The organism is Arthrobacter sp. ISL-95 (genome assembly GCF_018613695.1).
Lineage (GTDB): Bacteria > Actinomycetota > Actinomycetes > Actinomycetales > Micrococcaceae > Arthrobacter.
Window position 1 is genome coordinate 182,598 of the sequence record NZ_JAGGPR010000002.1, and the last position, 18,525, is coordinate 201,122.

14 protein-coding genes are annotated in these 18,525 nt (G+C 62.8%); 10 read left to right on the forward strand and 4 right to left on the reverse strand.

What is annotated here, in order from left to right; all coding sequences use genetic code 11:
- Positions 1 to 313: 313 nt before the first annotated feature.
- From J7I86_RS01975 to J7I86_RS01985, 3 genes are read left to right on the forward strand one after another with little or no spacing between them, the layout of a single operon-like run.
- Complete coding sequence (locus J7I86_RS01975) at positions 314 to 847, forward strand: WhiB family transcriptional regulator (RefSeq protein ID WP_214815102.1); 534 nt, start codon at positions 314 to 316, stop codon at positions 845 to 847.
- An 11-nt stretch (positions 848 to 858) separates the two neighbouring features.
- The gene (locus J7I86_RS01980; RefSeq protein ID WP_214815103.1) at positions 859 to 4,254 is read left to right on the forward strand and encodes a glycosyltransferase family 2 protein; all 3,396 of its coding nucleotides are present in this window, start codon (positions 859 to 861) and stop codon (positions 4,252 to 4,254) included.
- Positions 4,247 to 5,974, forward strand: coding sequence for a DUF5719 family protein (locus tag J7I86_RS01985; protein WP_214815104.1), 1,728 nt, complete (start codon positions 4,247 to 4,249; stop codon positions 5,972 to 5,974). Before J7I86_RS01980 ends, J7I86_RS01985 begins: the two co-directional genes overlap by 8 nt.
- 50 nt (positions 5,975 to 6,024) lie before the next feature.
- Here J7I86_RS01985 and J7I86_RS01990 read toward each other — a convergent pair whose 3' ends face one another.
- Entirely contained in the window at positions 6,025 to 6,543 is a 519-nt protein-coding gene (locus tag J7I86_RS01990) for a metallopeptidase family protein (protein ID WP_214815105.1), read from the reverse strand.
- 143 nt (positions 6,544 to 6,686) lie between these two features.
- Here J7I86_RS01990 and J7I86_RS01995 point away from each other — a divergent pair, with 143 nt between their 5' ends.
- The 5 genes from J7I86_RS01995 (at position 6,687) to J7I86_RS02015 (ending at position 11,334) form a co-directional block, all read left to right on the forward strand.
- Complete coding sequence (locus J7I86_RS01995) at positions 6,687 to 7,085, forward strand: DUF3499 domain-containing protein (RefSeq protein WP_159735110.1); 399 nt, start codon at positions 6,687 to 6,689, stop codon at positions 7,083 to 7,085.
- Between the two features lie 145 nt (positions 7,086 to 7,230).
- A complete protein-coding gene (locus J7I86_RS02000) occupies positions 7,231 to 7,449 on the forward strand; it encodes a Trm112 family protein (RefSeq protein ID WP_214815106.1) in 219 nt (72 codons plus the stop codon).
- A gap of 45 nt (positions 7,450 to 7,494) precedes the next feature.
- On the forward strand, positions 7,495 to 8,973 hold the full coding sequence (gene ahcY, locus J7I86_RS02005; RefSeq protein WP_214815107.1) for an adenosylhomocysteinase: 1,479 nt from the start codon (positions 7,495 to 7,497) through the stop codon (positions 8,971 to 8,973).
- A 131-nt stretch (positions 8,974 to 9,104) separates the two neighbouring features.
- Positions 9,105 to 10,325: an Ig-like domain-containing protein gene (locus J7I86_RS02010; protein WP_286179181.1), complete on the forward strand. Its 1,221-nt coding sequence runs from the start codon at positions 9,105 to 9,107 to the stop codon at positions 10,323 to 10,325.
- 187 nt (positions 10,326 to 10,512) lie between these two features.
- Positions 10,513 to 11,334: a pentapeptide repeat-containing protein gene (locus J7I86_RS02015; RefSeq protein WP_214815109.1), complete on the forward strand. Its 822-nt coding sequence runs from the start codon at positions 10,513 to 10,515 to the stop codon at positions 11,332 to 11,334.
- 114 nt (positions 11,335 to 11,448) lie between these two features.
- Here J7I86_RS02015 and J7I86_RS02020 read toward each other — a convergent pair whose 3' ends face one another.
- Positions 11,449 to 12,252 (reverse strand): RDD family protein, encoded by an 804-nt coding sequence (locus tag J7I86_RS02020; RefSeq protein WP_214815110.1) that lies wholly within the window; start codon positions 12,250 to 12,252, stop codon positions 11,449 to 11,451.
- Between the two features lie 109 nt (positions 12,253 to 12,361).
- Between J7I86_RS02020 and J7I86_RS02025 the strand changes: the two genes are divergently transcribed.
- Positions 12,362 to 13,357 carry a stage II sporulation protein M gene (locus tag J7I86_RS02025; protein WP_214815111.1) on the forward strand — a complete coding sequence of 332 codons (996 nt, stop codon included), beginning with the start codon at positions 12,362 to 12,364 and terminating at the stop codon, positions 13,355 to 13,357.
- 139 nt (positions 13,358 to 13,496) lie between these two features.
- A complete protein-coding gene (locus J7I86_RS02030) occupies positions 13,497 to 14,666 on the forward strand; it encodes a TIGR01906 family membrane protein (RefSeq protein ID WP_309476642.1) in 1,170 nt (389 codons plus the stop codon).
- Between the two features lie 46 nt (positions 14,667 to 14,712).
- Here the strand turns inward: J7I86_RS02030 and J7I86_RS02035 are convergent, their stop codons facing one another.
- Both J7I86_RS02035 and J7I86_RS02040 read right to left on the reverse strand, forming a co-directional pair.
- The gene (locus J7I86_RS02035) at positions 14,713 to 16,545 is read right to left on the reverse strand and encodes a long-chain fatty acid--CoA ligase (protein ID WP_214815112.1); all 1,833 of its coding nucleotides are present in this window, start codon (positions 16,543 to 16,545) and stop codon (positions 14,713 to 14,715) included.
- Between the two features lie 13 nt (positions 16,546 to 16,558).
- Complete coding sequence (locus J7I86_RS02040; protein ID WP_214815113.1) at positions 16,559 to 18,433, reverse strand: phospholipid carrier-dependent glycosyltransferase; 1,875 nt, start codon at positions 18,431 to 18,433, stop codon at positions 16,559 to 16,561.
- Positions 18,434 to 18,525: the final 92 nt, after the last annotated feature.

The window sequence follows — 18,525 nt, forward strand, 5'->3', positions numbered from 1 at the left end:
AACACACCATGGTTTCTCCAGTCGTTGGCCTCTCGAAGCCCCTGATGGAAATTTCCGCGGAAATTCAATGAAAGTTCACCTGAGCCGATCGAGGGCTTCCATTTGCCGCCACGACACGCGGCGGCGCGGTAAAAATGTTGGGCGTGGCGCATCCCACGTTTTTACAGATCCTTGATTATTATCCCGGCGCGGCTTGACGGGCGGGTAGTTACACGCGTGTAATTAGTAATCAACGCCGCTGCACAGATACCCGGAACGTCACCGGGAATCGGAAACACATCCAAGCAGCAGCTGCAAAATCAGGAGGGACGCCATGGGGCAAGCGTTGCGTATCCAGGAAGATGCAGTCGTCGCAGAACATGCGTCGGTAAAATACCGTTCGCGGGAAGTACCGGGGGATTGGTACGTAGACCCCGCGGACCCGGAAGCGGCAGACCGATACAACCAGAATGTGCAGCAGTCTTTGGAGGATCAGGCTACAGCCCTCCTCGCCGCACATGAGGCATTGCTGCCCGCTGGGCCGGATGAAGATCTGGACGACCCTCCCATGGAGCTGCGTCGTCCCCTCGAAACGCCGGGGCAACCCGTGTGGATCGGCCTGCCCCAGGGGGACTTCGATGACGAAGGCGAACTCGGCTGGCAGACTGACGCGTTGTGCGCACAAACCGATCCTGAGGCTTTCTTCCCTGAAAAGGGTGGATCAACGAGGGACGCCAAGAAGGTTTGCGGAGCGTGCAACGTCCGCTCACAGTGCCTGGAATATGCTCTCGCCAATGATGAGCGGTTCGGAATTTGGGGCGGACTCTCCGAGCGGGAGCGTCGTCGGCTAAGGAAGCGAGCGGTCTAATTCTCAAGGAAGTGCATGTTACCGCCGTCGTGGTTTCCCACGACGGCGGCAACTATCTGCCCAGGACATTGGCGGCATTGTCGGACCAGACGCGTTCGGCAGATGCCGCCATTGGCGTTGATACAGGTTCCACGGATAACTCGCTGGAGTTGCTCAGTGAGGCCCTCGGCCAGAACAATGTCACCTCGTTCCAGCATGCAAGGTCGGGCTTCGGGGCAGCCGTCCAAGCCGGCCTACAGGAGCTCGCCCCTTCATCCGTTGCCGCAAAGGATGCGGCAGGTGGTACCGGGCAAGACAGCAACGGCGCGAAGACCACTTCCGTCGAATGGATCTGGCTCCTGCATGACGACGCCGCGCCAGCGCCTGATGCGTTGGCCGAGCTTCTTCATGCGGTTGAACGCGCGCCCTCTGTAACGGTGGCGGGCTGCAAGCAGCTTGGCTGGGGCAACCAGCGGCATCTGGTGGATGTGGGACTCTCCACCAGTCGCTGGGCTGAACGCCTGACGCTGATTGACGCGGACGAAGTCGATCAAGGGCAATACGATGCCCGGACCGACACTTTCGCCGTGAACTCAGCAGGCATGCTGATCCGTCGCGACGTGTGGGAGTACCTGCACGGTTTTGACCCCGCTCTACCGGGGAGTGGCGACGACGTGGACTTCTGCTGGCGGAACTGGCTAGCGGGCAATCGCGTCGTTGTAGTCCCCGGCGCCCGCATGTTCCATGTGGAACACCGCCCGCATGGTTTGGGCACGTCCTCCGCGGCACGTAAAGCCCAGATCCACATGCGGCTCAAGCATACGCCGTGGTGGAATGTCCCGTTCCAGGCGGTGGGTGCCTTGTTTGGTGCGATCATGCGCCTCGTGCTGAGCATCCTGGTCAAAGAACCGGGATATGGCCTCTCGCAGTTCACTGCCACCATCGCTGCCCTCATCCGCCCACTTGCCATTGCAAGGGGCCGCCGCGTCGCGGCAAGGACGCGCCGGGTGCACAGATCGGTTGTGCGCGGGCTGCAGACGCCTACGCGGGAGGTGCGTGCCAACAGGCGCTCTTTGCTGGAAGCCATCCGGCCCGCCGATGAAACGCCGGCTTTCTCCGATCTTCTAGCCCCCGAACCCAGCGGGGATGCTTCCGATGACTTCGCCGCGCTGGCCACCAATGAACGGGGCTGGGTGGGCACAGGTGCCGTCGCGGCCGCCCTGGTGGCCCTCGCCGCAGCACTCGTAGGCCTGCTGGGACTGCTCCGCTCCGGCACCGTTGCCGGGGGCGGGCTCCTCCCTCTCTCAGCCTCGCCAGGAGATATATGGGCCAATGCGTCCACCTGGTGGATCTCCTTGGGCGCCGGTCTGCCCGGGCACGGCGATCCGTTCGGCTACGTGCTGTGGCTGCTTTCGCTCTTTGGCGGTGGTGACGGCAACGCCGCGATGGTGTGGTTGCTGGTCCTTGCCATGCCGTTGTCCGCACTGGGCGCATGGTTCGCGGCGGGCGCGCTTACTACCAAACGCCGTTTCCGGCTAGCGGCCGCCCTGGCATGGTCCGGTGCTCCCGCACTCCTGATCGCCATCAACGAGGGCCGCGTCGGAGCTTTGGTAGCCCACGTCTTGATGCCCCTGTTGCTCCTCGCGCTGCTACGCGCCTCGGGATCCGCAGTTGCCCACGGCCCTGCGTTGTCGGGGACCCAGCTCAGTCGTCGGCCTGCCTTGATAACCGGTAAGCCAGGCATCAACGGAACACCATCCTGGACTGCCGCTGCCGCCGCAGGTCTTGCCATGGCCGCAATCACTGCATCGGCGCCGTCACTGTTGGGGCCGATCGTCGTTGCGGTGGTCCTGGCCGCGGTGGTCCTCGGGCAACGGGGAAAAACGCTGTGGTGGTCGCTTCTGCCAACCGTCGCCTTGTTCCTGCCCTATGGAATATCCGTGCTGGACCGCCCACGCTCGTTGTTGGCCGATCCCGGATTGCCGCTGACGTTCGAGTCAGCTCCGTTGTGGCAGCAGCTTCTCGGCCAACCGCTGGCTTTTGACATCGACGGCGGGTTGACGGGTCTGACGGTCTTCGGTCCCGGCGCTGTGCCGTGGGCTCTGCTGCTGGCTCTGCTGGTCATCGCACCAGTCCTGATTCTTGCTGTTGCTGCGCTGTTCCTGCCCGGTAAACGCACTGCGTTGGCCAGGGTGTTCTGGTTGGTTGCCTTGGTTGTCCTTACGTGCGGCTGGTTGGTGGGCCACGTAGCCACCGGTGTCAACAACAACGTGATCGTTGGTCCCTTCACCGGCCCCGCCGTTTCTGCGGCGGGGGTGTTGCTCCTGGGCGCTGCCATTCTTGGTGCTGAAAAGCTCTTTACTGCCCCTCGAAAGCAACCTAAGACTTCCCGTCGTTCGCTCCCACTCCGACGCATTGCCTCGGCAGTTACCATGGCACTCCTGGTTGCCGGTCCCCTTGCGGGAATGGCGGCCTGGGCTGCGCAAAATGTCCTCCAGCCCACGCCGACTGCCGGATTTAATGCCTCAGCCGGGGCTGGGGAGCAGGCGCCGTCCCTTGGGACCCGCCGCCATATATGGTCCGTAGACACAGGAACGTTGCCGGCTACTGCCGTGGATCGTGGACAGGGACCCGAACGTACGCGAACGCTGGTAATCACCAGCGGTGAGCAGGGTGCTTTCTCCTCTTCGCTGATGCGCGGAGCCGGCACCACATTGGACAGCTTGTCCACCATTGCCTCAGCACGGACCATCATTGGTGCGCCGGGACGTGAGGAAATCGCGGACGACGACGCTGCCACGGCTTCCCTGCGCCGGGCTGTCGCCACCATCGTGGCGGGAACCGGCGTGGACCCGCGCACCGATCTGGAGCAGCTTGGTGCAGGATTCATAGTCCTTAAAGCAGAGGACAACGCCGCCCAACTAACCGCCAGCAGGATCGACGCCGTCCCGGGACTCGTGGCCGTAGGACAGACTGACGCCGGGTGGCTGTGGCGGGTGACCCCCCGGAACCAGGAAGCCGCTACTGCCGCTGACACTGCACACCGGGTGCGCATGGTGGACTCCCAAGGCGCTCTTATAAGTACGCTGCCATCTGACGAAGTGAACGTAGACGCCACGGTGTCATCCGGGGAGGAGGGCCGGAAGATCGTCCTCGCTGAACGCGCCGATCCAGGTTGGACAGCTTGGGTGGATGGCCGTCAACTGCAGGCCACAACATCCGGTTGGTCACAGGCCTTTGAGCTACCGGCCAGCGGCGGTGACCTTGAAATCCGCTACACCAACCCCTGGGCCTTGTGGTTCGGAATACTGCAGGCGGTGGTGATCGGATTGACGGTTCTGTTGGCCGTGCCCATGCCCGCACGCCGCAGTCGAACCGGCATGTCGAGGGACGAAGTCTCCCTCCGTAAGGAGTACAGCAGTGTCTGAGGACCAGAAGAATCCGTCCGGCGATAGTACTGGAGCTCCGGAGCCTACGAAGTCCCGCGGCTCCAATTCCCGCAGCTCCAACGGCCGGGGTTCGGGCAGCCGCAGCTCCGGCAGTAGCAGCTCCAGCGGCCGGGGTTCGGGCAGCCGCAGTTCCAACAAGGGCGTTATCACCGGCGTTCTCTCAGCCGTGGTCATCCTTGCGGCGGGCGGTGGCGCAGTAGCCGCGACGTCAATGGTGCCCGAACCTTCCGGGGGGACCACTGTGGACGTCCGCCAGGCCGACGTACCTGCGGGCCGTGCCTTGGGCGTCTGTCCCGAACCGGCGAGGCTTGTGAACGGAACCGTGGTGGGCACGGATGCTGACTTCAGCCCGGTCTCCACCACGGCCACCAGCGCCCTGAACGCAGTGGTGCTGAGCAACCCCGCCGGAACGGTGCCGGGGAGCAGCGTGGCATCCCTCGGTGGTGACACAGTGGCGCGGATCGCTGAGGCCCCAACCAGTACGCCCACGCCGACTGTTGGTCCGCCGGTACTTGCGGCCGGCGTCGCGTCCATCAGCCCTGTGACCTCGCCGGCTGTAGTAGGCGCCGATGCCCTTGGAAACGAGCAAGCGTCATTGGCTGCGAATCTTAGCTATTCGGCCGCCGACGGCGATCTCCGGGGCTTGGCGTCAACTCAATGCCAGCCACCGGGCAACGACGCCTGGCTGCTGGGTGCGAACACTGCTGTTGGACGAACTGCGGTTTTGAACGTGAGTAACGCCTCCGAGACCCCGGCCACAGTGAACCTTGAGTTGTATGGATACGCAGGTCAGATCCAGGCACCGGGAGCCCGTGGTCTCCTGGTGGCTCCTGGAACCACCCGTTCGGTAAACCTGGGCGGACTCGCGCCCGGGGAATCGCAGCTTGCCGTGCACGTGCGAAGCACAGGCGGCCCGGTTGCAGCCACTATCCAACAGAGCGTGTTGCGTGGAATTGCCCCAGGTGGTGTGGAGTACCTCTCGCCGGGCGCGGGGCCATCGAACCAGCAGGTGATGTCAGGCGTCGATATTCAGGACCCGGCAGGCGTGAAAGCTCTGGCCGCGAAGGCAGGTTTTGCCGATGCGGTACCGGCCCTTCAGATCGCGGTACCCGGATCCACTGACGCCGTGGTGCAAGTCAGCCTCTATGGTGCCAACGGGGAACGCAAGATTCCCAACGGGGGAGTGGTGACGGTCAAAGGCGGGACCGTGGCCACCCTTAACCTGGACGGCGTTCCAGCCGGCAGCTACACGGTCAGAGCCAGTTCCGATGTCTCGTTCCTGGCATCTTCGAGGGTAACGCGCGGCGTTAAAGCGGAAGATGCAACGGACTTTGCGTGGTCGCCGTCGTCGGCCCGCCTCGGTAGCCAGCACTTGGTGGCCATTCCCCGGGAGGGTCAAAGGTCCTTGAGCCTCGGTGTCCCTGAGGGGCGGGGTACCGTCAGCTACGCTCCGGTGACTGCCGACGGAAAGGTGGGCAAAGCCGTTGATGTGGATATGTCAGGCGGGACCACCTCCATGATCGAGCTACCGGAGAAGTCCGGCGGCTCGGTGGTGGCTGGCTACGTGGTTTCCGCTTCGGGTGACCCCGTATACGGCGCGCTGGTAATCGGAAAGCAAGGCCGTACAGACGTTTCGGTGGTGGCAATTCAGGATGCAGCAGCGGGACTGCAGAAGGTCCCTGTATCCCTCGGCTACTAGCCGCGCCCTGACCGTTTGAGCCGCCTGCCGGCGTCGTTATTGATCCAAAGTTATTGGTATCGACGCCGGTAGACCGGGTCCAGTGTCTCAGGCGGCACGCCGAGCATCTCAGCGGTGTACTCCACCACCACATCATGGACGAGGTCTTGGAGTTCTTCCCGGGTGGAAACTCCCTGCTCCACCACCCGACGGTAAACGGTGATCATGGGAGCCTCGCCGCGGCCGCCGGGGGTGTAGGAGCCCAGCGGTGCCGTGTTTCCGGTGGCGACGAGCTGCTCAAGGTTGGGCGGTATTTCGTCGACGGCAAAGAGGACGCCGTCCAGTTGTTTGCCCCACATGTCCTGGAGTCGCTCCGCGGAGTCCAGCACCATGTCATCGAAGCGCTCTGCCCGGGTGCGAAATCCGGGGAGGTTAGGGAGCATCAGTTCTCCGCGCAGTCCCCGTCCGTGCCGGTTGCGCCGGCGTCGCCGGAAACCCCGCACTTCCGTACCGGCGTGTTCCTGGGCCTGATCGCCATCGGCGTCAGTCCACCGGATATTGAACCCGGGAACATGTGGCTGTGACTGCATATATCGACTTTAGTCCCGAGGAACCGCCAGCGCGACCTCATGGCCCGCACCGCGCCGCTTCGCTTGATACTCCGGTGAGTTGCTACTTGATGCTCGGCACAGTTTGCGCGTCCCGGACGATCAATGCGCAATCCAGCTGCCCAATGGCGCTAATCTGGGATGTTGTGGGTGCCATTCGTCAGTGTTCAAGATCAGCCTGCCGCCAGTCCGCGGTGGCCACTCTGACGTACGTGTACGCAGAGTCAACCGCAGTCTTGGGGCCTCTGGCCACGTACGCGGAACCGCATGCCTATGATCTTTGCTCGCAGCACGCAGAGTCCCTGACGGTTCCGCGTGGCTGGGAAGTCCTTCGCCTGGCCATGCCCACCACGCCGCAGGAACCGGGCCCGGATGATTTGTTGGCGCTTGCCAACGCGGTGCGGGAGGCGGCGTCGGCGCCAACCGAAACTCCTGCGCGGCAAAGCCACGCCCAGATGGAGCCGCCCGCCGGCGCCGAGGGCACCCGCCGTGGGCACTTGCGTATCCTCCGCGAACCGTCCTAGCCGGCCGTCTTCCAGGCCATGAGCCCTGGCCTGTGGACTCAATTCGTCGTCGGGATCAAAACACGATCTCCCTGCGCGGTAGTCTGGAATCTGCAGATATATCCGCCAGCGGCGCCGTGCCGGCGCCACCCAGGGAGCATCATTCATGCCAAAGGTCAGTCCTGAACTGTTGTCCATCCTGCGCTGCCCCGTGACGGGTTCACCGCTGGTCCAAGAGGGCGATGAGTTGGTTTCCACCGATGCCGCCCCGGACGGCGAAAAGCTCCGCTACAGCATTGAGGACGGCATCCCGTTGCTCCTGCCACCGGAACTGCTGGCCGCCGCCAACGCGGCAACCTCGGGCCAGCACGATTCCAAGGCCTGACGCACCTTCTTCCACCACATCCGCACGGTACCCCTAAGGACTTTCATGACTTTCGACTTCAAAGTGGCTGACATAACCCTCGCGGAGGCCGGCCGCCACCAGATTCGCCTCGCCGAGCACGAAATGCCCGGCCTCATGTCGCTCCGGGCGGAATTCGGCGCCTCGCAGCCCCTCAAGGGTGCAAGGATCGCCGGGTCCCTGCACATGACGGTTCAAACTGCTGTGCTCATTGAAACCCTCACTGCTTTGGGTGCCGAAGTTCGCTGGGCCTCCTGCAACATTTTCTCCACCCAGGATGAAGCCGCTGCCGCCGTCGTGGTCGGCAACGGCACCCCCGAGAACCCGCAGGGTGTCCCGGTTTTCGCTTGGAAGGGCGAAACCCTGGAGGAGTACTGGTGGACTGCGGAGCAGATCCTCACCTGGCCCGGCGCTGACGCGAACCCGGAGTTGGGTCCCAACATGATTCTCGACGACGGTGGCGACGCCACGCTGCTGCTGCACAAGGGCGTCGACTTCGAAGCCGCAGGGGCCGTGCCCACTGCCACTGAAGATGATCCGGAGGAATACGTCCTCGTCCTGGATCTTCTGCGAAGGACACTTGCCGCTGATCCGCAGAAGTGGACCCGCCTGGCAGCCCGTATTGAGGGCGTCACCGAGGAAACCACCACCGGTGTGCACCGCCTTTACCAACTCGCGGAGCAGGGCAAGCTGCTGTTCCCGGCCATCAACGTCAACGACTCCGTAACCAAGAGTAAGTTCGACAACAAGTACGGTATCCGCCATTCCCTGCCGGACGGCATCAACAGGGCTACGGACGTTCTCATGGGCGGCAAGGTTGCGGTTGTGTGCGGTTATGGCGACGTCGGCAAGGGTGCAGCTGAGGCGCTGCGTGGCCAGGGCTCACGGGTCATTGTCACCGAGATCGACCCCATCTGTGCCCTCCAAGCCGCTATGGACGGCTACCAGGTGGCCAAGCTGGAGACGGTTCTGGCCAAGGGTGACATCTTTATCACCACCACGGGCAACAAGGACGTCATCATGGCCGAGCACATGCTGGGCATGAAGAACAAGGCAATCGTTGGAAACATCGGTCACTTCGACAACGAGATCGACATCGCCGGGCTTGCAAAGATCCCGGGCGTCAAGAAGGTTGAGATCAAGCCGCAGGTCCACGAGTGGGTGTTCGAGGCCGGCACGGATTCGGAGCGGTCCATCATTGTGCTGTCCGAGGGCCGGTTGCTGAACCTGGGTAACGCCACGGGCCACCCGTCGTTTGTGATGAGCAACTCCTTCGCCAACCAGACCATTGCGCAGATTGAACTCTGGACCAAGAAAGACCAGCCCGCCGGAGAGCGCGAGTACCGGAACCAGGTCTATGTCCTCCCCAAGATCCTGGATGAAAAGGTTGCGCGCCTTCACCTGGATGCTTTGGGCGTGGAGCTGACCGAACTTAGCAAGGACCAGGCTGACTACCTCGATTTGGACGTTGCAGGCCCGTACAAGCCTGAGCACTACCGCTACTAGGTTTCACCGTTCGCCGACATCGGCGATACCCAAATCGATGGGGAAGGGCCGGGCACGCGACCAGCGTGGCCGGCCTTTCGGCTAGAATTGGGTGTTCAGTAATGCTTGCGGGGGACAGGATGACGGGAACCATGACGGAAGTCGCCAAACGGAAAAAAGGCAAGATCCTTGCCATCATCGGAGTCTGCGCAGCTATTGTAGTGGGCGGAATTGGTGTGGTCACGGTGCCTGGACTGCTGGCAGGCTCTCCTCAAGGAGAGGCCGTCGCGCCGTCGACTGCTCCCACCGTCGAGGCCAAACCCGTGGAGTTGGGCATCACCCCGCTGGATGGCGCTGTGGAGTGGAATCCTGTTGTGGGCCCCCAGATCAAAGCGGTCAACGGCAAGCTGAAGGATGTCATGCTGACGCCGGTGGGCGGCGGGGCGCCCGTTCAGGGCCAGACCAGCCCTGACGGCAGCACGTGGACCACACTTGAAGTCCTGAAGTTCAAAACCCAGTACAGCTTTGCCTTTACCGTGGTGGACACGGCGGGCAAGGAAACCAAAAAGACTCAGACCTTCACCACGGTTTCCGCGGCTTACGAGGCAGATGCGTCCATCTACCCCCGTCACGGCACCACTGCAGGCTCCGGACAGCCCATAGAAATCAATTTCAGCGAGCCCGTTGTAGACAAAGTGGCAATGGAGAAGCGGGTTGCCATCACTGTTTCCTCCGGCCAGCCTGTGGCTTGGCACTGGTATTCGGACAAGAAGGTCAGGATCCGCCCGGAGGCCTTCTGGGTTTCCGGCACCACCGTCACCGTGGACATGAAGCTTTTGGGCGTCGACTTCGGTAACAAGATGATCGGTAATGCCGACATAGTTTCGACTTTCACCACCGGCCCCCAGCGGGTGGCAGTGGTAGATGACACCACCAAGACCATGAACGTGTACTCCGATGGGCAGCTGGTCCACACTGCACCTGTATCGCTGGGCGGCGAGGATTGGCTCTCGCCCACGGGATATGCCGTGATTTTGGAGCAGGAGCGCAAGTCCAACTTCAACGCCGGCAGCATCGGCCTGAAGCCCGGGGACAAGGGCTACTACGCACCAATGGTGGTGGATTATGCAAACCGCCTGACGTGGTCCGGCGTTTACGTTCACCAAGCACTCGAGTCGGCATGGGGGGCCATCGGCCGGGTGAACGTCTCGCACGGCTGCGTGGGCCTGCTGCCTGCGGATGCTGAATGGTTCTTCAACAACATGAAGACCGGCGACGTAGTCCAGATCCTCAACACCGGAGCACCGGCAGTGGAACCACTGGAGGGCTTCGGAGACTGGAACATTCCCTGGGCGAGCTACGCTCAGCGCTAGTCCTGCTGTTAAGATCGTTGCAGTGATTCTTTCCTGCGCGCTTTGACCCATTTCTCCAGCGCTGACAACACGTCGGCCCTGCTCTTTGTGCTGCCCTCCAAGGTGATCACGGGTGTCCCTTAGGGGAACCCGCCCATGGGTTCCCCGGCTCTTTCCACCGGACCCTTTCTCTTCACCTGGAGCATGCATGACCATTTCACTGAACCTCAGCCCGGACTGCGGCAACTGCTTTGCCCTTTGCTGTACCGCGCTCGGATTCGCCCGATCCGCTGACTTCGCGATCGACAAACCTGCCGCTTCGCCGTGCCCGAACATGGCGGACGACTTTTCCTGCACCATTCACCAACGCTTGCGGCCCCGTGGCTTCCGCGGTTGCACGGTTTTTGATTGTTTCGGCGCCGGCCAGGTGGTGTCCCAACACACCTTCTCCGGAACCAGCTGGGTAGAGGACCCTTCGTCCAAGTCCTCGATGTTCGCCGTATTCAAAGTAGTCAGGCAACTCCACGAGATGCTCTGGTACCTGGCCGAAGCCAGGCAACGGACCTTCGATCCCGAGCTCGCAGCTGCAGCGGACCACCTGTCCGAGGGCATAGCAGCCGCCGCCCAAGGAGACGCCACCACGGTCCTTGCCGCCGACGTCGGAACACTCCACGGAGAGGCCAGGGCGCTACTGATGGAGGTCAGCGAAGAAGCCCGCGCGTCCTATCGCGCCGAAGGCCGGCAAACCCTCGACGGCGGCCTCCAGGCGGGTGCCGACCTCATGGGCGCCAACCTTGCGAACCAGCGACTTTGCGGATCAGACCTCCGCGGCGCTTACCTGATCGGAGCGAACCTTAGAGGCAGCGACCTCACCGCCGTTGACCTCCTGGGAGCCGACCTACGCGGAGCACAGCTTCACGGAGCCGATCTCGCCAGGGCCCTGTACCTGACCCAGCCGCAGATCAACGCCGCCGAAGGCGACCCCTCCACCCTCCTACCCCCAAGACTCGCCAAACCGGATCACTGGTGACTAGCCCAGATCTGACAACGCCGGGCGGCCGGCGTCCGGCAGCCTGCGTCTAAGCGAGGTACGAGCGAGCAGGCAGAGGACGGCGGCCGACCGGCGTCAGCCGGTAGCGGGGCACTAACTGTCAGTGAACGGCAGCTTCCTGAGTCGCTCACCTATGGTTGCGTTCCGCTGTTCTGCTTGGCGGAGTCTGATGAGTTCGCGGTTGCGCCGTTCCCCGAGGACTGCGCCTATGTAGTCTTCGGGGATGGTGCCGGCCGGCGGGGGCGGGGCCACGTACCTTGCGAGTTCAGATGCGAGCGAGGCCGCCATGTTCACGCGCGAGGCCGGTGCCATGAGGTATGCCTGCTGCACGAAGGTCCCGGCCCGCCGGGCGGTGGCATCCGGTACCCTGCCGATGTCCGCCATGGCCACCCATGATTGCAGGTGATACGGGGCTACGGGCATGATTCGGGGCTTGGAGGGTACGCGTTGGCGGAGGGAGTAGGTACCCGCAACGATGTCGCCGAGGCGCTTTGATTTGTCGTTGAAGAGTGCCACACCGATTGCCAGGCCGCCGAAGGTCATGTAGATCTCCAGGAACCCGAGGAGTCCGCGGATGAGGGCGTGCCGGAAGCGGATGGACCCGCCGTCGTCGCGGACTATGCGTAGTCCTGTTGCGAGCTTTCCCAACGAGCGCCCGCGGGTCAGGGTCTCAACGGTGACGGGGACGATGACCACGGAGAATACGACGCTGCTGAGGATCATTGCTTGAATGGCGGCGTTGTCAAGATCCCGGGAGGCCGTGGCGACGAGGATGATCAGAAGTATTGCGAGGACCACCTGGGAGATGACATCCAGAATGAGGCCCAATGCCCGCGCGGCGAAGGACGCGGGGCGAAGCTCGAGGACTACTGCCTCGCCTGTGATGATTGAACTCATGCCCGCCCCCAAGTTTTACCAATACTGTGGGCGCTTTGAGTGCCCGCACCAACGAGTCTAGCGGCGGCGGGGCTGACCGCACGGTGGATACAGGCGCTAGGGTGGTGGCGTGGACATTGATGCCTTCTCGGCCGTACATGAGGACAAATGGTCGCGGCTTCATTTCCTGGCGCATAAGCGCAGGCTTACGGGTGTCGAGGCGGACGAACTTCTGCGCCTCTACCAGACGGTGTCCGGGCACCTTTCCCTGATCCGTTCCGTGGCACCGGAGACGGGATTGTCGGCCTCCCTGTCCGCAGCGCTGGCCCAGGCCCGGACGCGTTTCACGGGGGCACGCTCGAATTTCATGGAGGATTTGGCACGGTTTTTCGTCATCTCCCTCCCCGCGGCGTTTTACCGGATCCGGTGGTTGACCCTGTGGTGCGGGCTCGCTTTTGCCTTGGTGGCGGGTGCCTATGCTCTATGGATCGGCACCTCACCGGAGGCGTTGAGGGCTGTTGCTTCCAGTGACGCCAGGGTGCAGCAGTACGTGGAGGAAGACTTCATTGACTACTACTCGGAGAATCCTGCGGCTTCCTTCGCCGGAGCAGTATGGACAAACAACGCCTGGATTTCCGCCCAAGCCGTGGCCTTCGGCGTCACCGGGTTTTGGGTGCCTTTCATTCTGTTCATGAATGCGCAGGGGCTGGGAATCGCTGCGGGCCTCTTCCTTGCAACGGGGAAGATGGACATCTTCTTCAGCTACATCCTCCCTCACGGGCTCATGGAACTCACTGCCGTCTTCATCGCCTGCGCGGCAGGACTCAAGATCTTCTGGGCCATGGTGCGGCCCGGCCCGAGGACGAGGTTGCAGGCTGTGGCTGATGAGGGCCGTTCGTTGATCACCGTTGCCATGGGGTTGGTGCTTGTCCTGCTCGTCTCGGGCATCGTGGAAGGCTTTGTCACGCCAAGCCCGCTCCCGGTCTGGGCCAAGATCACTATTGGCGCGATGGTTTTGGCCGGCTACTGGGTTTACACCCTGGCCCTTGGCGGGAGAGCTGTCCGCGCCGGTGTCACGGGAGACATGGATGCCAACGACGCCGGATACCGCAGCATCGCGGCCTAGAGCTTACAGTTACGTTTCAATCTGGTCGCAGCCGGGGTGGCACCGCGTGTCTCTGTAATGCCGGGCGGTAGGCTCGAATGCAGACAAGAGAGCCGGCAGCAAGCAATCGCCGGTGGATGCCTACGGAAGTGAACCCGCTGTGAGCGACAAGAGCCCAAAACCACAAGAACCGGACACGGCCGTCCACGAGGACCCCAACGAACCGGCCTTCGACTGGATGAAGCCGAAAACGTCCGGTGGCTCTACCGAGGCCACTCCTGCAGCCAACACCGGAGCCACACCCGCGGCCGCAAAAACTTCAGCTGCCTCCTCAACTGCGACGCCGGCAAGCGGCCAGCCCGGGAGCCGGGCGGACCGCAAAGCTGCTGAGGCTGCGGACGCCGGTACTGAGACTCCGTTGTTCGGGGACACCCGTGCGGAGGACTCCACCACAAAAGCGCCGTCGCACTATTCGGAGCCTTTGCCGACGTCGGCCCTTCAGATTCGTCCACCGGAGGACGAAGTGGCGCGACGAAATGCCGAACGCGAGCAAGCCGCAAAGGTGAAGCCGATCGGACCTCGGATTTTCCAGGTGCTACTTGCCATTTTCTACCCCGTCATTCTCTTGGTCCTGGCCGTCCGGGCCGTCACCAGTCCGCTGTTCCTGTGGGTGGAGTACAACCGTCCGGGTTTCCCCGGCGACGGCTATGGCTTCAGCACTGACGACCGCATGACGTACGGCTCTTATGCTGTGGACTACCTCAGTAACTGGGCCGGCCCCCGCTATCTGGGTGGCTTGGTCAACCAGGACGGGGAGAAGCTCTTCACGGACAGCGAAGTTGCGCATATGGCCGACGTGAAGCTGGTCATCCTGTCCTCCTTCGGGGCAGGGCTCTTGCTCATCATCCTCAGCATCATTGCCATCCTGTATCTGCGCAAGCGAAGCACCGGCGGGATCCGGCGAGGTCTCTTTGCCGGTTCAATCGTCACCTTGGTCATCATCATTGGTCTTGCCGTTCTGGCCGCCCTGAGCTGGCAGCAGTTCTTCACGGAGTTCCACCGGATCTTCTTTGCCAACGGAACGTGGACCTTCTCGCTGGAAGACACCCTCATACGGCTCTTCCCGGGTCAGTTCTGGATCGATGCAGGCATCGTCATCGGCGCCCTGGTGTTCCTTGCGGCGACGGTGACGTTCATCTTCACGTGGCCCACCAAGCGGCGTCGTGGTCTTTCGGACAAGCAGGAGGGCGACAACGGGAACGCCGAGACCCAGGACGAGGAGCCTGAGGCTGCCAGCCTTCCCAAGGAAACTACAGACGCCACTCGCTAGAGGTGTGCGGCTCCATGGGGTGAAGGCGGCCTGCCAAGTGGAGCCGCTACTTCACGTACAGCTTCTCCACTGCCGCAGAGAAGTCATTGAGAACCGCAGCCCGCTTCAGTTTGAGCGACGGCGTCAGGTGCCCGGACTCGACACTGAGGTCTGCGGTGATAAAAGCGAACTTCTTGATCGACTCAGCAGCTGAGACGCGCTTGTTGGCCTCATCGACTGCAGACTGAACGGCCACCTTCACACGGTCATCGCCAGCGGCTTCCTCAAGGGTCATTGCACCCACCTTGTTCTCAGCGCACCAGTCTGTAAGCCCTTCAGGGTCAAAGCCGATCAATGCCGCCACGAACGGCCGGCCATCGCCCACAACCACTGCCTGCCCTACCAGCGGGTGTTCGCGTAGTTTCTCCTCCAAGGGAGCCGGCGCCACGTTCTTTCCTCCGGCCGTCACCAGAAGGTCCTTCTTGCGGCCGGTAATGGTGAGGAAGCCGTCGGAGTCGAGCTCGCCGAGATCGCCGGTACGGAAGAAGCCGTCAACGAAGGCAGTTTGGGTGGCCTCGTCATTGTTGTGGTAGCCCTTGAAGACGCCAATGCCCTTGACCAGCACCTCGCCGTCCTGCGCCACCCTGATGGTAGTCCCCGGCAGGGGAACCCCCACCGTGCCGATGCGGGACATGTTGGGCGTGTTGACGGTGCAGGGAGCGGTGGTTTCCGTCAACCCGTAGCCCTCAAGAACCGGAACGCCCGCGCCGTGGAAGAAGTGGTTGTCCCGGAGGCTGAGGGGACTGGCGCCGGAAACTGTGTAGCCTACGTCGCCGCCGAACAGCTCCCTTACCTTGGGGTAGAGCAGTTTGTTGAACGTGGAATGCTTCAGGCCCAGAAGCCAGCCCGGACCGGGCCCCTGGCCACGGGCGGCGAGGTCCACCGCCGTCGAATACTGCACCGCGGTAGCCGAAGCTGCACTGAAGAGCGCGGACTTTCCGCTCATGGCCGCTTTGTGGCTGGCGCCGGCGTAGACCTTCTCGAAAATGCGCGGCACAGCCAGCAGGAAAGTGGGTTTGAAGGATCCCAGGTCTGCCATCAGTCCACTGGCGCCGGCACTGTGCCCCAGAGTAATGCCGGCAGTCAGGCAGACAACCTGGACTGCTCGGGCGAGGACGTGTGCCAAGGGCAGGAACATCAGCGTCCGCGCGCCTTGCTGCATGAGGAGCTCGGGGAGAAACGGGATGACGTTTCGCGCCACGAGGACGAAGTTTCCGTGGGTGATTTCGCACCCCTTGGGCTTGCCCGTTGTCCCGGAGGTGTAGACGATTGAGGCGACGCTGGCCAAATTCGCTGCACTGCGCTGGCGCTCCAGTTCGCTGTCCATGATGCCGATCCCGACGGCGGCGACGCTGGTCAGGTTGGGTGCGTCGCCGTCGTGCTCCATCCTGATGATGGTCACGGGGTCCTCGCCCAAAACGGGAGAATGTTCCACCAGTGCATGAACGAGGTTTGCTTTGCCGATGTCCTCCACGAAGATCCGCCGGGCTCCGGAATCTGCGAGGATCCATTCGATCTGGCCTGCGGACGACGTCTCATAAATAGGGACGGTGACCCCGCCGGCCATCCAGATGGCAAAGTCCACCAGCGTCCATTCAAAACTTGAGCGGGACAGCACAGCCACAGGATCGCCGGGGTTGAGCCCACCTGCGATCAATCCCTTGGCCAGGGCTGTGACATCGGCAAGGAACCTTGCCGCAGAGACGTTCAACCAACCGTTGGCCGTCTTATGCGCAAACAGGTTACCGAACGGATCCTTGTGGCAGCGTTCCAAGAGGAGGTCCGTCACGTTGGTGTTCGGGTCCGCCTCGACCAGAAGTTCCGTGCTTGCTTCCCTCACTGTTTGACTCCTCCTAGATCCACGATGGCATCCACATTCTCATCCGCCACTCCTGGTAGCTGATGACTTCCGCCGTGAGTACCGGATAGAAGAACGCCGTTGCGAGCACGGCCAGCACCAGGACCAGGGCCACTATGTAGAGGCCGGATCGTCGCCGCCAGACGGGGTCTCTGCTGCGTCCCAGGACCAAACCCAGCACGTACGTCAGGCCCAGAACCAAGAAGGGTTCGAAGGATACGGCGTAGAAAATGAACATGGTGCGTTCCGGGTACATGAACCACGGAAGGTAGCCGGCAGCCACCCCGGCCAGGATGGCACCGGCACGCCAGTCGCGGCGGCCGGCCCACCAGAACAACAGGATGACCAAGGCGATGGTCCCGCCCCACCAAACCACCGGATTCCCTACTGGAAGGATGGCGGAAGAGCACGTCTCAACAACGCAGCCGGGCGTGCCCTGTTTGGGTGTCTGATAGAAGAACGAGGTGGGACGGCCCATGATCAGCCACGTCCAGGGGCTGGACTCATACGGATGGTCGGAGCTGAGGCCCTGATGGAATTTGTAGGCTTCAAGGTGGTAGTGCGCCAAGGAGCGCACGGAGTTGGGAAGCCAATCCCAGCCCGGGGCCGGGTTGGTGGCAGCCCATTGCCGGTAATAGGCGTCCTTCGAAAGGAACCAGCCCGTCCACGTGGCCACGTAAGTGAGGGCAGCGATCGGAATGATGGTCACGAATGCGGGCAGGCCGTCCTTGATGATGCCGGCGCTGAACCAGCTCCGGATGCCTGCAATGCGCCGGGCGTTCAGGTCCCACAGCACGGTCATGATGCCGAAGGCCGCTACGAAGAACAGTGCCGACCATTTTGTCCCCACGGCAAGGCCGAGGCAAAGCCCCGCAGCCAGCCGCCACCACCGCATGCCAAGCCAAGGACCCGTGACAAGTTGGGTGGGTGTGGGGCGGCCTCCCGGCGAAGCAGCCGCTTGCGCGGCGAGCCGGGAGGCCAGACGACGGCGGCCGTCGTCGCGGTCCATCAGCAAGGCGCCGAAAGCCGCCAGGATCCACAGGGCCAGGAAGACGTCCAGCAGGGAGGTACGGGAGAGCACCAGGTGATGGCCGTCGATGGCCAGCAATAGCCCGGCAACGGCGCCGAGGGTGTGCGAGCGGAACAGCTTCAGGGCAATGAGTGACACGAGGAAGACCGTCAACGTGCCTGCCAAAGCCGCGCTGAACCGCCAGCCGAAGGGGTTGTCTCCACCGAACAGCCACATTCCGAAGGCAATCATCCACTTGCCTACTGGTGGGTGGACAACGTACTCAGGAGTGTTGAGGAGGACATTCGGGTTGCCGGCGATGAAGGAATCATTGGCATTGGCCGGCCAACTGCGTTCGTAGCCGCTCACCACATAGGAGTAGGCGTCCTTGACGTAATACGTTTCATCAAAGACCAGGCTGTGCGGTGCATCCAGCCGGAAGAAGCGGAGAATGCCGCCCAGGATTGCCGTGAGGATGGGAATCAGCCAGAACCAGAGGCGCAGGGACGCCGGGTAATCCCGCCAGCTTTGGACTCCGCCGATCAGACGTTCTTTCAACGCCTGGGCAGCGTAGGCCTCGGACGGCCGTGCGATCCAACGGTGCCCCTCCAGGGCTCGGCCAGACAACCCGCGGCTGGACAGGTAACGACCTGGCTGAGGCCCGCCGGGACGGCCAGGGGCTGCATCCGAATTCGTGGCTCCGGACGAGCGCGCCGTCCATCGGGACCGTGACGTACCTGCGTGCTTGGGTGTATCAGACTGCCCGTTGCTCTCCTCCGCCGTTGTGTCTCCAAGTCCCGGGCTCGCTGGGGACGCAGCCGGGGATCCGGAAGCGGTGGCAGGAACGGGCGACTGGTTCACCCCGCCCATGCTACCTTTCCATCCTTGCTGCATCCCTGAACCCCGCGCGGTATTAGGCTTGGCAGGTGGACGAACAACGCAGCACCCCCGAC

Coding starts and splice junctions, on each gene's coding strand:
- J7I86_RS01975 (WP_214815102.1), top strand. CDS start 314: ATGGGGCAAGCGTTGCGTATCCAGGAAGATGCAGTCGTCGCAGAACAT.
- J7I86_RS01990 (WP_214815105.1), bottom strand. CDS start 6,543: ATGCAGTCACAGCCACATGTTCCCGGGTTCAATATCCGGTGGACTGAC.
- J7I86_RS01995 (WP_159735110.1), top strand. CDS start 6,687: ATGGCGCTAATCTGGGATGTTGTGGGTGCCATTCGTCAGTGTTCAAGA.
- J7I86_RS02000 (WP_214815106.1), top strand. CDS start 7,231: ATGCCAAAGGTCAGTCCTGAACTGTTGTCCATCCTGCGCTGCCCCGTG.
- ahcY (WP_214815107.1), top strand. CDS start 7,495: ATGACTTTCGACTTCAAAGTGGCTGACATAACCCTCGCGGAGGCCGGC.
- J7I86_RS02010 (WP_286179181.1), top strand. CDS start 9,105: ATGACGGAAGTCGCCAAACGGAAAAAAGGCAAGATCCTTGCCATCATC.
- J7I86_RS02015 (WP_214815109.1), top strand. CDS start 10,513: ATGACCATTTCACTGAACCTCAGCCCGGACTGCGGCAACTGCTTTGCC.
- J7I86_RS02020 (WP_214815110.1), bottom strand. CDS start 12,252: ATGAGTTCAATCATCACAGGCGAGGCAGTAGTCCTCGAGCTTCGCCCC.